This is a genomic window from Bradyrhizobium sp. RDM12 (assembly GCF_051917485.1).
In the GTDB taxonomy this organism is placed as follows: domain Bacteria; phylum Pseudomonadota; class Alphaproteobacteria; order Rhizobiales; family Xanthobacteraceae; genus Bradyrhizobium.
Genome location: NZ_CM133064.1, coordinates 3,027,675 through 3,041,144, shown reverse-complemented (window position 1 = coordinate 3,041,144; position 13,470 = coordinate 3,027,675). Strand labels below are relative to the sequence as shown.

Below are 13,470 nucleotides of genomic sequence, written 5' to 3'. Positions count from 1 at the left end.
CCGCGCGTGCAACTGGTGCGTCAATTCCTTCATCGCTCCTTCAAGTCCTTCGATCGTGATCGGGAACATGCGGTTGGCGAAGATGCGTTTGATGATGGTGGTCGATTCCGAATAGTCCCAGTGCTTCTGCGCGACCGGATTCAGCCACACCGTGTGCGGATAGGTGCGGATGATGCGGTCGAGCCAGACCGAGCCGGGCTCCTCGTTGACGTGCTCGACCGAGCCGCCGGGCACCATGATCTCGTAAGGCGACATCGAGGCGTCGCCGACGAACACGACCTTGTAGTCGTGCGGATATTTGTGCAGCACGTCCCAGGTCGGCGTGCGGTCGGTGAAGCGGCGCTTGTTCTGCTTCCACACGCCTTCATAGAGGCAGTTGTGGAAGTAGAAATACTCCATGTGCTTGAACTCGCTCTTCGCCGCCGAGAACAGCTCCTCGACCTGCTCGATATGCAGATCCATGGAGCCGCCGATATCGAAGAACACCAAGAGCTTCACCGCATTGCGCCGCTCGGGGCGCATGTGAACGTCGAGATAGCCGTGATTGGCGGTCTCGCGAATGGTGGTATCGAGATCGAGTTCGTCCGGCGCACCGGTGCGCGCGAACTTGCGCAGGCGCCGCAGCGCCACCTTGATGTTGCGGATGCCGAGCTCGACATTGCCGTCGAGGTCTTTGAACTCGCGCTTGTCCCACACCTTCACGGCACGGTTGTTGCGGTTCTTCTCCTGGCCGATACGAACGCCCTCGGGATTGTAACCGTGCGCGCCGAAAGGCGAGGTGCCGGCGGTGCCGATCCATTTCGAGCCGCCCTGGTGCCGGCCCTTCTGCTCCTCGAGCCGCTTCTTCAAGGTCTCCATGAGCTTGTCCCAGCCCATGGCCTCAATCTGCTTCTTCTCTTCCTCGGAGAGGTATTTCTCGGCAAGCTTCTTCAGCCACTCCTCGGGGATCTCGGCCTTCTCCATGGCGTCGAGCAGGCTCTCCAGCCCCTTGAACACCGTGCCGAAGACGCGGTCGAACTTGTCGAGGTTGCGCTCGTCCTTCACCAATGAGGTGCGCGACAGATAGTAGAAATTCTCGACCGAATAGTCCGACAGATCAGCGTCGAGCGCCTCGATCAGCGTGAGGTATTCGCGCAGCGTCACGGGGACCTGCGCATCGCGCAGAGACGTAAAGAATTGCAGGAACATGGGTGACAGATTGCCCGTCGGGGGGCGAACGTCAAGGGGCCGAGACCGGCGCTGCACGCTGGACCGGTGGGCTTTTTGCTCTAGAATTGACCGCCTCTCAGGGTTGTTTTGGGGACGTTTGCAATGGGTATTCTCGCAGCGCTCATCATTGGCGCGATCGCCGGCTGGCTTGCCGGAAAAATTGTCCACGGGGCGGGATTTGGGCTGATCGGCAACATCGTCGTCGGCATCATCGGCGCGCTGGTGGCGGGCTGGGTGCTGCCCCAACTCGGCATCGCGCTGGCCACGGGCACGCTGGGCGCCATCATTGACGCCACAGTCGGCGCAGTGATTGTGCTCGTCATCCTTTCGCTGATAAAACGGGTCTGAAAGCCTGACCGAACCAGGAACGGCCGCCATGAGCGGCCGTTCCGTTTGTTGGACCAGGGCGATGCCTGGGACGACGACCAACAAGGACGCGCGATGAAATTTACCGGCACCAAGGACTATGTTGCGACCGACGATCTCAAGGTCGCCGTCAATGCCTCGATCGTGCTGGAGCGCCCGCTGCTCATCAAGGGCGAGCCCGGCACCGGCAAGACGGTGCTGGCGGAGGAAGTGGCGAAAGCGCTGAACGCGCCGCTTCTGACCTGGCACATCAAGTCCACCACCAAGGCGCAGCAGGGCCTCTACGAATACGACGCGGTGTCGCGCCTGCGCGACAGCCAGCTCGGCGGTAGCAGAGTCTCCGATATCAAGAACTACATCAAGCGCGGCAAGCTGTGGGATGCCTTCGCGGCCGAGCAGCGCCCGGTCCTGCTGATCGACGAGATCGACAAGGCCGACATCGAATTCCCGAACGATTTGCTGCTCGAGCTCGACCGGATGGAATTCCACGTCTACGAGACCGGCGAGACGATCAAGGCGAAGCAGCGACCGATCATGATGATCACCTCCAACAACGAGAAGGAGCTGCCCGACGCTTTCCTGCGCCGCTGCTTCTTCCATTATATCAAGTTCCCCGACGCCGACACGATGGGCCGCATCGTCGACGTCCACTTTCCCGGTATCAAGAAGCGCCTGGTCGAGGAAGCGCTGCGCATCTTCTTCGAGGTCCGCGAGGTGCCCGGCCTGAAGAAGAAGCCCTCGACCTCGGAGCTGCTCGACTGGCTCAAGCTGCTGCTCAACGAAGACATGAGCGTCGAGCAACTGCGCGAGCGCGACCCGCGCAAACTGATTCCGCCGCTGCACGGCGCGCTGCTGAAGAACGAGCAGGACGTGCATCTGTTCGAGCGGCTGGCGTTTCTGAGCAGACGGGAAGTGTGAGTTTCTCGTGTCCCGGATGCGCTGCAACGCCCAAGCGTTGCTGCGTAGAGCCGGGAGCCAGGAGACGACACGGATTGCTCGGAGATATGGGCCCCGGCTCTGCAGAGCACCGCTGAAGAAGCGCTGCGCTGCGTCCGGGGCACGAGAGCGAGGTGTGACGCACCGCTCTCTCAGCTCGTCATTGCGAGCGCAGCGAAGCAATCCAGAATCTCTGCGCGGACGGATTCTGGATTGCTCACATGGGGATTAGGTGTGTCAAGGCGGTTGTTCAGCTCTTTGTTCGATTGCAGGCCAGCTCTTCGTCCCGACCGCGGGATGTTTCGGATGGCGCGCGGAGATCGCGTCAAGGTCGGCTCGTTAGAGCCGCCGCGCAGCGGCTTGACCTTGACGTGATCGAGCACGCCATCAGGCTTGTGTGGTCGGGAGGCCGCGGGCGAACTCCTCCTTATGGTTCAGCGATCTCAGGGTCGAGCCGGTTTTGACAATCTGGTTTTGCGTGCCAGATCAAACTCACATCCGGTCGTCGCGCGGTAGCGACTGCACCAACATTCCGCTTGCGGCGGGCAGGCTCGAGAGGGCGGGACCATTCTTCGTTGCGGCGTTTGAAGCCATGCAATCCATCGGTTCGTCCACCCCGGATCGGCCGAGGCTGATCGTTCCTCGGCTGATTGGTTTTAAGGCTGCGGGAAGCGTTGCATCAGGCGACGGTCTTCATCACGGCTCCCTCGATCACGACGCCGGCGGTCACGTACTTCCACAAGGCCACGAGCAGCTTGCGGGCCAGCGCCACGATCGTGCGCTTGCGGCCGCGCTGGCTGTTGGCCTTGAACCACTGGGTCAGCGCCGATTGAGGCTGGTGGCGTATCCACAACCAGGCGAGCTGGATCATCGTGGTCCTCAGCCGCGGATTGCCGGCCTTCGACACCCCTTGTTCGCGCTCGATGCCGCCGCTCCGCCATGGCGTGGCCGCAAGACCGGCATAGGACGCAACCTGACGGCGGTTGGCGAATTGCCGCCAGAACGCCTCCGTCCAGAGAACGGCCGCGAAGTTCGGGCCCATGCTCTTCAGGGCGAGCAGCATCGTGACGGGATCCGCCTTCTCCCCGGCTGGCTTGCTCACGACCAGCAACGCCTCCTGCTCGCGCTCCACCGCCGCGATCTGGTCGAGCAGCAGTTCGAGACGATCGAGCTCGCGGCTGATCTGGGCCTTCAGATGCGCCGGCAGCATGCGCCCATCTCCGGTCCGCAAGGCTTCGAGCCGTGCCCGTCGATCGCGCCGCAGCGGCACGTCGCCGAATATCCCTTGCGCGAACAGAACGCCCTTGATCCGGTTCACATGCTCGATCCGCTCGGCGATCAATGTCCGCCGCTCGCGGCAAAGCCTGCGGCGGTCCTCCGCTTCCGGAGAGGGCGCCACCACCATCGCGCAGACCCGCGGCTCGCCGCGCTTATAGGCCAGAAGCGCCCGCAACAGCGTCTCGCCATCGAGCCGATCCGTCTTGGCCCGCCTGCGCCGGCGCGGCGTCGCAATCGAGGCCGGATCGACCACGTGGCTCTCGATGCCTTCCTGCTGCAAGGCGCGGTGCAGCCAGAACCCGTCCAGCCCCGCCTCCTGGATCGTGATGATCGGATAGCTCTCACCCGTTCGCGCCTGTGCCTTGCGCTTCAGCTCCGCAAACAGCTTCAAGAGTTCCGCAAGATCGCCGGCCTCCACGCTGCGCTTCGACATCTTCTCGCCCTTGCCGGGCGACAGCGAGGTCACCAGCCATGTCGAGCGGCTCAGTTCCAATGACACGAAAATTGCGCCAAACTGCGTGCGGATAGCGGCCAGTCCGTCGGAAGGATGATCGAGCAACATCATTGTCTCCAGGTTGAGTGTTTCAGCAACCTCAGTCTGGCCTCAGACTTGGCTGCTATCCACTCCCCATGGAATCTTCGCTGCGCTCGCAATGACGGAGTATGAGGCAACAGCTTCGCTGTTCCGGTTCGCACTTTGAATCGCAGACACATCTTCGCATTCTCGCGACGCATTTCGCCCGAGCTTTGCTGTCTCCGTCGCCCCGCAAAGAAAGAGGGCGCAGGGAAGGCCGGGTGCCGGCTGGCACCCACGGTCCGCTGTGCGCATGTAGCGCAATAGGAAATTGCACAGCGGCATACAGGTGAAGCCAAACACACGGCCTTCCCTGCGCAGTGGTTGGACGGCCTATGCCGTGCTCTCCCGGGAGCCGAGTTCGTTCTGGCCTCCCTCGCCCTCGCAGACGTCGCCGACATCGCGCCGGTTGACGCCAATGCCGCATCCGCCAAGGCTTGACCGTGGCAACGACGGCCAGGACCACACGGTTTTGCCGTACGCACACAGCGCCGCTCGTCCGCACGAAGTCTCGGGCTCACGGAGAGCAATCCGCCCCGCCCCTAGCCTCTCGCGCACGACGCCGCCGCGTCCACCGCAACCCGGCCCGCGTTTCGAACGACTCGCGAACCGCCCCTCTTCATCGGGCCGGGCTGTTTCGACTTATGCCGCAATTCCGAATTTCGGTAAAGTGGAATATTTTTATGGAGAGAGATTGACGGGGTAGCGGGTGTTTTGCCCGACGGGTTAAATCCAAGTGCGGAGCGACGGTGGGCACGGCGCTTTACGCCTATGCCCACCTGCCGCTACGAGGACGTGTTCTCACGCCACCGCCGTATCCGGCACGCGCGCAGCTTCCATGGGCGCCTTGCCGCGGATCAGGTCGGAGGCGCGGTCGGCGATCATCATGGTCGAGGCATTTAAGTTCGCCGAGATCATGCGCGGCATCACCGAGGCGTCGATCACGCGCAAGCCCTGGAGCCCGTGGACACGAAGCTGGTCGTCGACCACCGCCCAGGTGGAATCCGCCGGGCCCATGCGGCAGGTGCAGCCAGGGTGGAAGGTGGTGGTGCCGCGTTCGGTGGCGGCGGCCAGGAACTCGTCGTCGGTGTTGATGTTCGGGCCCGGGAAATCCTCGTAGGCGTAATAGGGCGACAACGGCGCGGACTTCAAAGGCGCCGCGCGAGCTTCATGCCGCCGACGATGACGCGGCGGTCGAGTTCGGCATCGAGGTAGTTGGTCTGGATGATCGGCGGCGCGAACGGATCGGCCGAGCGGATGCGGACATAGCCGCGGCTCTCGGGACGCTGCTGCCATGACGCCACCGTCATGCCGGGCTCGTCCTCGAGCTGGCCCTGCACGCCTTCCTTGTAGCTCGCCGGCGTGAAAGTGAGCTGCAAGTCGGAACTATCGGCGCTCTCGCCGGAATGCCAGAAGCAATAGACCATGGTCGGCGACAGCGAGAGCAGGCCGCGGCGCGCGGTCGCCCATTTCAGCGCCTCGATCCACAGCGAGAAGCCGCGGCGAAGCTCGTTGATGGTCTTGATGTCTTTTACGCGCGCTACCGTGCGCGGGGCGTAGTGATCTTGCAGCCCTTCGCCAACCGGCAATGCGTGACGCACCTGGATGCCATGGGCCTGCAACAGGTCCGGCGAACCGATGCCGGAGAGCTGAAGCAGTTGCGGGGAGTTGTAGGTCCCGCCCGACAGGATCACTTCCTTGTTGGCGCGCACCTCGACCGGCGTGCCGCCACGGCCGCCCTTGATGTAGCGCACGCCGACGGCGCGCTTGCCTTCAAAGATGATCTCGGTGGCGTGCGCATGCGTGCGCACATGCACGTTGGGCCGCTTCATCGCCGGCTTGAGGAAGGCGGTCGAGCCGGAGACGCGCAGGCCCTTGTCGATGGTGCGTTGGCAGTAGGAGACGCCTTCCTGCTTCGCGCCGTTGTAATCGGGGTTGCGCGGGATGCCGAGCGAGACCGCGCCCTCCATGAACGATTCGCAGAGCGGATCGCGCCAGTTCATCGTCGTGACGATGAGGTTACCTTCACGGCCGCGATAGGTGTCCTCGCCCTCGCCGACCCGCTTTTCGAGCCGCCGGAAATAGGGCAGCACGTCGGCATAGCCCCAGCCGCGATTGCCCATCTGCGCCCAGGTGTCGAAATCCATCCGCTGGCCGCGATTGTAGATATGGCCGTTGATCGAGGACGAGCCGCCGAGCGTCTTGCCGCGCGGCGCGTAGATGCTGCGCCCGCCAGTGTAGGGCCCGACCTCCTGCTGGTAGGCCCAGTTGATGCTCTTCATGTGGAAGGTCTTGATGAAACCCGCCGGCAGATGGATGTAAGGATGCCAGTCGCTCGGACCTGCCTCGAGTACGCAGACGCTGGTGTTGGGATCTTCGCTGAGCCGGCTGGTGAGCACGCAGCCGGCGGAGCCCGCGCCGATGATCACATAGTCAAATCTATCCATGGTGCCTCGGCCGCCTTTAGCGCGGCTTGTCGTTCAGTTGATATTCGAGATGCGCCTTCACCGTCGGCCATTCCGCCGCGGTGATGCTGTACACGACGGTGTCGCGCAACGTGCCGTTCGGCGCGACCTGGTGGCTGCGCAGAATGCCGTCCTGCTTGGCGCCCAGCCGCTCGATGGCGCGGCGGCTCTGGTGGTTGAAGAAATGCGTGCGGAATTCCACCGCAATGCAGTCCAGGGTTTCGAAGGCGTGGCTGAGCAGCAGCAGTTTGCACTGGGTGTTGAGCGGGCCGCGCTGCGCGCTCTTGCCATACCAGGTCGAGCCGATCTCGACGCGGCGGTTGGCGGCATCGATGTTCATGTAGGTGGTCTGGCCGACGATCTTGCCGCCGGCGTCGAACACCGTGAACGGCAGCATCGAGCCCGCGGCCTGCAGGCCCAAGCGGCGGTCGATCTCCTTGGCCACGTTCTCCGGCGTCGGGATCGCGGTGTACCAGATCGTGTAGAGCTCGCCGTCGTTCACGGCCTCGACCAGCCCCTCGCGATGCTCTTTCGACAGCGGCTCGAGACGGGCGTGCTGTCCACGCAGGGTGATGGGATCAGGCCAGGGCATTGGGACTTTCTCCTTTGCTATTGCGAGCGCAGCGAGGCACTCCAGACTGTTAGTCCCTCATCCTGAGGAGCGCGGAACGCGCGTCTCGAAGGATGAAGGCCCGGCTGGTGGCCTCGCCCTTCGAGACGCGCGAAGGGCGCGCTCCTCAGGGTGAGGGTCTGCTGATTGCTTTGCCTCGCCTGCAATAACGGCTTGGCTCACTTATTCAAAAAATTCAACGGCAAACCGCCGCGCGGCCAGTCCATGGCAACCAGTTCGCCTTTGCCTGAAAGCGTGATGTAGGCGGTCTTGAGCTCGGGGCCGCCGAAGGCGATGTTGGTGGTGACGCGATCGCCGGTCGGGACCTGCTCGACCAGGGTGCCGTCAGGCGCGATCACCGAAATGCAGCCGGAGACAAGCGTGGCGACACAGACATTGCCGCCCGCTTCCACCGCAAGCGAGTCGAACATCTGGTAGCCGCCGAGGCCGCAGATCGGCTTGCCCCGCTCGCCGCGATAGATCACGTCGCGAGGCTTGAGCGTGCCGGGCTCCGAGAGCTCATAGGCCCAGAGCCGGCCCGTCGGCGTTTCTGCGATGTAGACGGTGTTTTCGTCCGGCGACAGCCCGATGCCGTTGGCGGGCAGCACGCCGTGCACGACCTCGACGATCTCCTTCATGCCGGGCTTGAGGTAATACATGCCGCCGACATCCATCTCGCGCGCGCGACGCTTGCCGAGGTCCGAGAACCACAGGCCGCCGTGCTTGTCGAACACGAGATCGTTCGGCCCGCGCAGATCATGCTCGCCGCATTTGGTCACGACGGTTTCGATCTTGCCGGTTTGCAGGTCGACGCGCTGGATCGAGCCGCCGAGGTAATCGTCCGGCTGCGGGCCCGGCATGATCATGTTGCGGGTCGGGATCCAGGAGAAGCCGCCATTGTTGCAGATGTAGATCTTGCCGTCGGGGCCGAGCGCCGCGCCGTTCGGCCCGCCCGGCACTTTCGCAACGATCTCCTTGCGCCCGTCGGGATAAATCCGGGTCAGGCGCTGGCCGCGGATTTCCACCAGCACCACCGAACCATCCGGCATCACGACCGGCCCTTCCGGAAATTCGAGGTCGGTGGCGAGAACGCGGACGTTGGACATGGAGACCCTCCCGGCTGCTTGTTATGGCTTGCGCGGGATGTCCGGCACGGGCCTCGCACGCAAGATTTGCCGGCCGTTATGACAAAGTAGGCTCCCCTTGCCAAGCAAGCGGGATGGTATGCCAGCGTTGCAGCGCTACTCTCTTACGGGCACCCAGATCTCGAAGCCGCCGTTACCGGTCACGGGATCGAACTTCTCGTCGTAGCGCTCGAAGTTCGGCGCGTCCGCGGCCTTCAGGCCCGAGGCCGGCAGCCATTGATTCCAGATCGTGTTGACGGTGCGGCGGATCGCGGCGACGTGGTCGGTGTGGGTGAACACGGCATAGCGCTGCTCGGGAATGCGGATGCGGCCAAGCCCGCGCGGCAGATCGGAGAAGTCGGCAACCTCGACGCCGGCGATATAATCGAAATTGCCGGAATCGTCGCCGTTGCAGCAAACGCCGTAGGCGACGTTCCCGATGCGCGCGGGAATGCCGGCAACCTCCTGATGGAAACGCTGCCACAGGCCAGGAATGACGGCGCCGTTGTCGCAGGTGATGCGCTCGGCGAGGCCGGCGACGAGGAAGGCCTTTGCGGTTTCGAAACGTGGGGCTGTGAGGTTGTCGAGCATGGTGGACTCCATGAGGATCGGCTCCTGAAGCTTGAGCTGGTTGACGCACGTCGCCGCCCGCACCGCTTCGGGTGTGGTGCCGAACTGGTCGCGGAACGCGCGGGTGAATGCTTCGTGCGAGCCGTAATCCGCCTCCAGCGCCAGCGACAGAATGTCCGGCGCGCCCTTGGCAAGACTGCGCGCCGCCTCACTCAGCCGCCGTGCGCGCACGTAGCGCATCACCGGCAGACCGGTGGCTGCGGCAAACGCACGCACCATGTGGAACCGCGACACGCCAGCCATTTCGGCGATCTCGTCGAGCGTCATCGGCTCGGCCAGATGGCTCTCGATGTACCAGAGCGCGCGCTGGGCTGGGTTCATGGGTTGCGACTCTCGTTCGAAGCGGGGTGATGATGCGTCAGCCGTCTCCGCTGCGCTTGATCAGGATTGCTCTCGTGCCCCGGATGCAGTGCAACGCGCCGCGCTTCGCGGCGTGGTGCGCTGCCAAGCCGGGGCCTATCTTGCCGCGATCTCGTGGCCCCTGGGTCCCGGCTCTGCGTCGCGTCATTTCATGCCGCGCCGCGTCCGGGACGCGACACCACCTACTTCGCATCCTTCGCTGCCGGCGCATCCTGCTTCTTCTTCACATCCTCGGCCTGCTTCACCTGGGCCGCCTGAAGATCGCCGATGGTCTTCTGCAAGCCGGCGAGGGTCACCTTCAGCGCATCGATCTGGCGGTTGGCGGCATCTATTTTTTGCTGATGATCGAGATTGAGCTTGGTGATGGTCTTCTGGAGAAAATCGACATTGCTCTGGAGACAGCTCGTGCGCCGCTCCATGGTCTTCTCGACCGTGCAGATCTCGATGCCGGGGACGTCCTGCGCCCGCGCCTGCGTATGTCCGACGAGCGATAACATGGCGAAACAAGCGGCGGCGAGCGTGCGCGGCATTCCGGTTCCTCACCAAATTAATCACGGCAAAGTGCGCCGATTGAGCGCGCCTTCCCGAAGCTACCACACTCGTACCGCATTCTCGCGTTGAGGTTGGGTTGTTCCCTCGGGCGGGGAGCAGTGAACCGCGCGCGGAAGAAGTGGGCGCTCTTTCCGCGGCTTTGATTAGGGAGATTTTCGGAATGGCAACGCGCGATAGACGTCTCGCGGAATTCGATGGCGCCGGAGAGCCGCCGGCTGGCCTGCCGGTCGAAGTGTTGTGTGAGGACCACAGTGGAACGTATCAATTGCCGTTCGCCTGCCGCTATGTCGAGGGCCGCTGGCAGAACGACGCGGCCGGCGTCCCGGTAGAAGCCACCGTCATCGGCTGGCGCATGCCGCGCATGAAGCATTCGGGCGTGGCCTGACGGCGCCTGTCTGTCTCAAAATGCAACGGGGCCGCGCTCAGCCTTAACGAACGGAACGCGGCCCGAACGAATGGCGTCCGAATCAGCCGTTTGGCGCCGTACGCGGCTGTTCACGGCTAGATGTCGGCACGAATTTCCCGGGACGCACAATATCTGCGCGACGCGACCGCTGCCGATCACCCATTATCGGCGCCAAAGGTTAATGATGGCAAAGGCATAGGGGTCGGCGAGGACGTTGGCGGCCGCCGCCCCGGAAACAGGCAGAGCGGTGCGGCGCCTGCCTAATATTCGACCTCGAGCTCCTCGATCTCCGCCGGCTCTTCCTTCGCTGCCGCGATCCATTCCTTCATCTCGGGCATCGCCATGATGGTATCGGCATAGGCCTTCAGCCGCGGCTCGAGCTTGACGTCATAGGTGACGAAGCGCGTCACCACGGGGGCGTACATCGCATCCGCCATGGTGCGGGTCTCGCCGAACAGGAACGGGCCGCCGGATTTCGCCAGGCAGTCGCGCCAGATGAACCAGACCCGGTCGATGTCGGCCTGCGCGCGCGACCAGATCTTGAAGCCGGGGAAGTGTCCCTTCAGATTGACCGGCAGCGACGCGCGCAGCGTCGTGAAGCCGGAATGGATTTCGCCGCAGATCGAGCGGCAATGCGCGCGCTGGACGCGATCGGCGGGCAAGAGCCCGGCGTCCGGCATCGCCTCGTTGAGATATTCGGCAATCGCGAGCGTATCCCAGACGGTTGCGCCGTCGTGGCGCAGGCACGGCACCAGAATCGAGGACGACAGCAGCAGGATTTCGGCGCGCGCCGATGCATCGTCGGGCGCGGTGACGATCTCCTCGAAATCAAGCCCCGAAAACTTCGTCAGCAGCCAGCCACGCAGTGACCAGGACGAGTAGTTCTTGCTGCTGATGGTCAGTGTCGCGTTCGCCATGGGGCCCTTCCCTCACGCCTTTGACTTGCAGTGACTTGCACGCCGCCCGGCCTGGGCGTGCTCGTCACCTGTGCTTCCTGCGAAATGAGCAGCAAGCGACGTGCCAGTTTTAAGGGCGACCCAACGCGCTTCTGGCTCCGATATTGCATGGCACCATCGGACAGGTGGGCGCTTCAGTATGATGTCGATATATTATCAGGCTTTTCAGAACCAGATGGACCTGACGGCGCCGTGGCGGGCGGGCGCCTCGTCCGCGCTCAACTTCCTCAATCTGGTGCCGCAGGGCGTGTCCGATCAGGTCGTCGGCCGGCTCTCGGCAGCGCTGGAGCTGATCTCGCGCTCCACCCTCACCTATCACCGCCCGGCCTACGGCATCGACCGCGTGATGGTCGGCAATCGCGAAGTCGGCATCACCGAGGAGATCGCCTACGCGACGCCGTTCGGCTCGCTGCTGCACTTCAGGAAGGACGGGGTGACCGAGCAGCCGCGCATGCTGCTGGTCGCGCCGATGTCCGGCCATTTCGCCACGCTGCTGCGCGGCACCGTGAAGACTTTGCTGCAGGACCACGACGTCTACATCACCGACTGGCACAATCCGCGCGACATTCCGCGCAGCGAGGGCCGCTTCGGGTTCGACGACTACACCGAGCATCTGATCGATTTCCTGGGGCAATTGGGCCCGCGCCCGCATATGGTCGCGATCTGCCAGCCGTCGGTCTCGGCGCTCGCGGCCGCCGCGATCATGTGCGAGGGCAATCATCCGTCACGGCCTGCGACGCTGACGCTGATGGCCGGGCCGATCGACACGCGGATCCAGCCGACCAAGGTCAACGACTTCGCCAAGAGCAAGCCGATCGAATGGTTCGAGCAGAACCTGATCAACTACGTGCCGGTGCAGTGCCGCGGGGCGCTCCGGAAAGTCTATCCCGGCTTCGTGCAGCTCACCGCTTTCGTCTCGATGAACCTGGAGCGTCACATCAAGCAGCACATGGATCTCGCCAACCACATCGCCAAGGGCGAGAAGGAGAAGGCGGCGAGCATCAAGACCTTCTACGACGAATACTTCGCGGTGATGGACCTGCCGGCCGAGTTCTACATCGAGACCGTGCGCGACGTGTTCCAGGAGCACCTGCTGCCGCAGGGCAAGCTGATGCATCGCGGCCGTCCCGTGGACACCAGGGCCGTCGGCCGCATGGGGCTGATGACGGTCGAGGGCGAGAAGGACGACATCTGCTCGATCGGCCAGACGCTCGCCGCCCAGGACCTCTGCACCGGCGTGCGCGCCTATCGCCGGGTGCATCACATGCAGGCCGGCGTCGGCCATTACGGCGTGTTCTCGGGCAAACGCTGGAATAACGAGATCTATCCGCTGCTGCGCGATTTCGTGTACGTGAATTCGTGAGGTGCACCGCTCGCTCGACACCGCCATCGACGCGGCAGGCGACCCGATTCCCATTCGGCAGAGGCCGAGATCGAAGAGCTCTTGCTGAAAAATGCATCCGACCGCGACCGCCGGCGCGGATGGACTCCGCACTGGGCCTGGGCAACACTCCGATACAATCGGAAGTCCCAATGGAGGCGAGCCATGACGTCACTCGAAAAAGGCATTACCGCGAACGGCACGGGTTTTGGCGGCAAGACCTGGAACATCCTGGGCCAGGTCTATTTCCCCAAGGCCGTCACCGAGTCCACCTTCGCGTTCGAGACCAACAGCGAGCCCGGCCAGTTCGTGCCGGTGCACATCCATCCGACCCAGGACGAGTTCATCCTGGTGCAGGAAGGCACGCTCGACCTCAAGCTCGACGGTCAATGGGTCAAGGCCCATGCCGGCGATCTCGTGCGTCTGCCGCGCGGCATTCCGCACGGCTATTTCAACAAATCCGACAAGCCCGCCCGCGCGCTGTTCTGGGTCTCGCCGATGCAAAGGCTGGAGGCGCTGTTCAATCAGCTCCACAACCTGACTGACCCCGCCGAGGTCGTGCGTATCTCGGCCCAGCACGAGGTCGACTTCCTGCCGCCCGAGGCCAACGACTAGGGCCGGGA

Annotated in this window: 11 protein-coding genes and 2 pseudogenes; 5 read left to right on the top strand and 8 right to left on the bottom strand. The window is 63.7% G+C overall.

Annotated elements, in window-relative coordinates; translation table 11 throughout:
* Positions 1-21: 21 nt before the first annotated feature.
* Positions 22-1,188 (bottom strand): annotated as a pseudogene (locus ACTGJ9_RS14745) (vWA domain-containing protein); the annotation flags it as partial.
* Positions 1,189-1,311: 123 nt separating this feature from the next.
* Between ACTGJ9_RS14745 and ACTGJ9_RS14740 the strand changes: the two are divergent.
* Positions 1,312-1,557 carry a GlsB/YeaQ/YmgE family stress response membrane protein gene (locus ACTGJ9_RS14740; protein WP_148750602.1) on the top strand — a complete coding sequence of 82 codons (246 nt, stop codon included), beginning with the start codon at positions 1,312-1,314 and terminating at the stop codon, positions 1,555-1,557.
* 93 nt (positions 1,558-1,650) lie between these two features.
* Positions 1,651-2,493: an AAA family ATPase gene (locus ACTGJ9_RS14735; protein ID WP_456677632.1), complete on the top strand. Its 843-nt coding sequence runs from the start codon at positions 1,651-1,653 to the stop codon at positions 2,491-2,493.
* A gap of 697 nt (positions 2,494-3,190) precedes the next feature.
* Here ACTGJ9_RS14735 and ACTGJ9_RS14730 read toward each other — a convergent pair.
* The 6 genes and pseudogenes from ACTGJ9_RS14730 to ACTGJ9_RS14705 all read right to left on the bottom strand — a co-directional run bounded on the left by ACTGJ9_RS14730 (position 3,191) and on the right by ACTGJ9_RS14705 (position 10,082).
* Positions 3,191-4,354, bottom strand: coding sequence for an IS110 family RNA-guided transposase (locus ACTGJ9_RS14730; RefSeq protein WP_456675946.1), 1,164 nt, complete (start codon positions 4,352-4,354; stop codon positions 3,191-3,193).
* 810 nt (positions 4,355-5,164) lie between these two features.
* Positions 5,165-6,810: pseudogene (locus tag ACTGJ9_RS14725) on the bottom strand (GMC family oxidoreductase).
* Positions 6,811-6,826: 16 nt separating this feature from the next.
* Positions 6,827-7,420, bottom strand: coding sequence for a GNAT family N-acetyltransferase (locus tag ACTGJ9_RS14720; RefSeq protein ID WP_456677631.1), 594 nt, complete (start codon positions 7,418-7,420; stop codon positions 6,827-6,829).
* A 197-nt stretch (positions 7,421-7,617) separates the two neighbouring features.
* Positions 7,618-8,544, bottom strand: a complete 927-nt coding sequence (locus ACTGJ9_RS14715; protein WP_456677630.1) for an SMP-30/gluconolactonase/LRE family protein — start codon at positions 8,542-8,544, stop codon at positions 7,618-7,620.
* A gap of 135 nt (positions 8,545-8,679) precedes the next feature.
* Entirely contained in the window at positions 8,680-9,513 is an 834-nt protein-coding gene (locus tag ACTGJ9_RS14710) for a GyrI-like domain-containing protein (protein WP_456677629.1), read from the bottom strand.
* 221 nt (positions 9,514-9,734) lie between these two features.
* Positions 9,735-10,082, bottom strand: coding sequence for a hypothetical protein (locus ACTGJ9_RS14705; RefSeq protein ID WP_456677628.1), 348 nt, complete (start codon positions 10,080-10,082; stop codon positions 9,735-9,737).
* 182 nt (positions 10,083-10,264) lie between these two features.
* Between ACTGJ9_RS14705 and ACTGJ9_RS14700 the strand changes: the two genes are divergently transcribed.
* Positions 10,265-10,489, top strand: a complete 225-nt coding sequence (locus ACTGJ9_RS14700; protein WP_456677627.1) for a hypothetical protein — start codon at positions 10,265-10,267, stop codon at positions 10,487-10,489.
* Between the two features lie 281 nt (positions 10,490-10,770).
* Here ACTGJ9_RS14700 and ACTGJ9_RS14695 read toward each other — a convergent pair whose 3' ends face one another.
* Complete coding sequence (locus tag ACTGJ9_RS14695; RefSeq protein WP_456677626.1) at positions 10,771-11,427, bottom strand: glutathione S-transferase family protein; 657 nt, start codon at positions 11,425-11,427, stop codon at positions 10,771-10,773.
* A gap of 178 nt (positions 11,428-11,605) precedes the next feature.
* On the opposite strand from ACTGJ9_RS14695, the gene ACTGJ9_RS14690 reads away from it, so the two are divergent.
* Both ACTGJ9_RS14690 and ACTGJ9_RS14685 read left to right on the top strand, forming a co-directional pair.
* On the top strand, positions 11,606-12,829 hold the full coding sequence (locus ACTGJ9_RS14690; RefSeq protein ID WP_456677625.1) for a polyhydroxyalkanoate depolymerase: 1,224 nt from the start codon (positions 11,606-11,608) through the stop codon (positions 12,827-12,829).
* A gap of 183 nt (positions 12,830-13,012) precedes the next feature.
* On the top strand, positions 13,013-13,462 hold the full coding sequence (locus tag ACTGJ9_RS14685; protein ID WP_456677624.1) for a cupin domain-containing protein: 450 nt from the start codon (positions 13,013-13,015) through the stop codon (positions 13,460-13,462).
* Positions 13,463-13,470 lie beyond the last annotated feature (8 nt).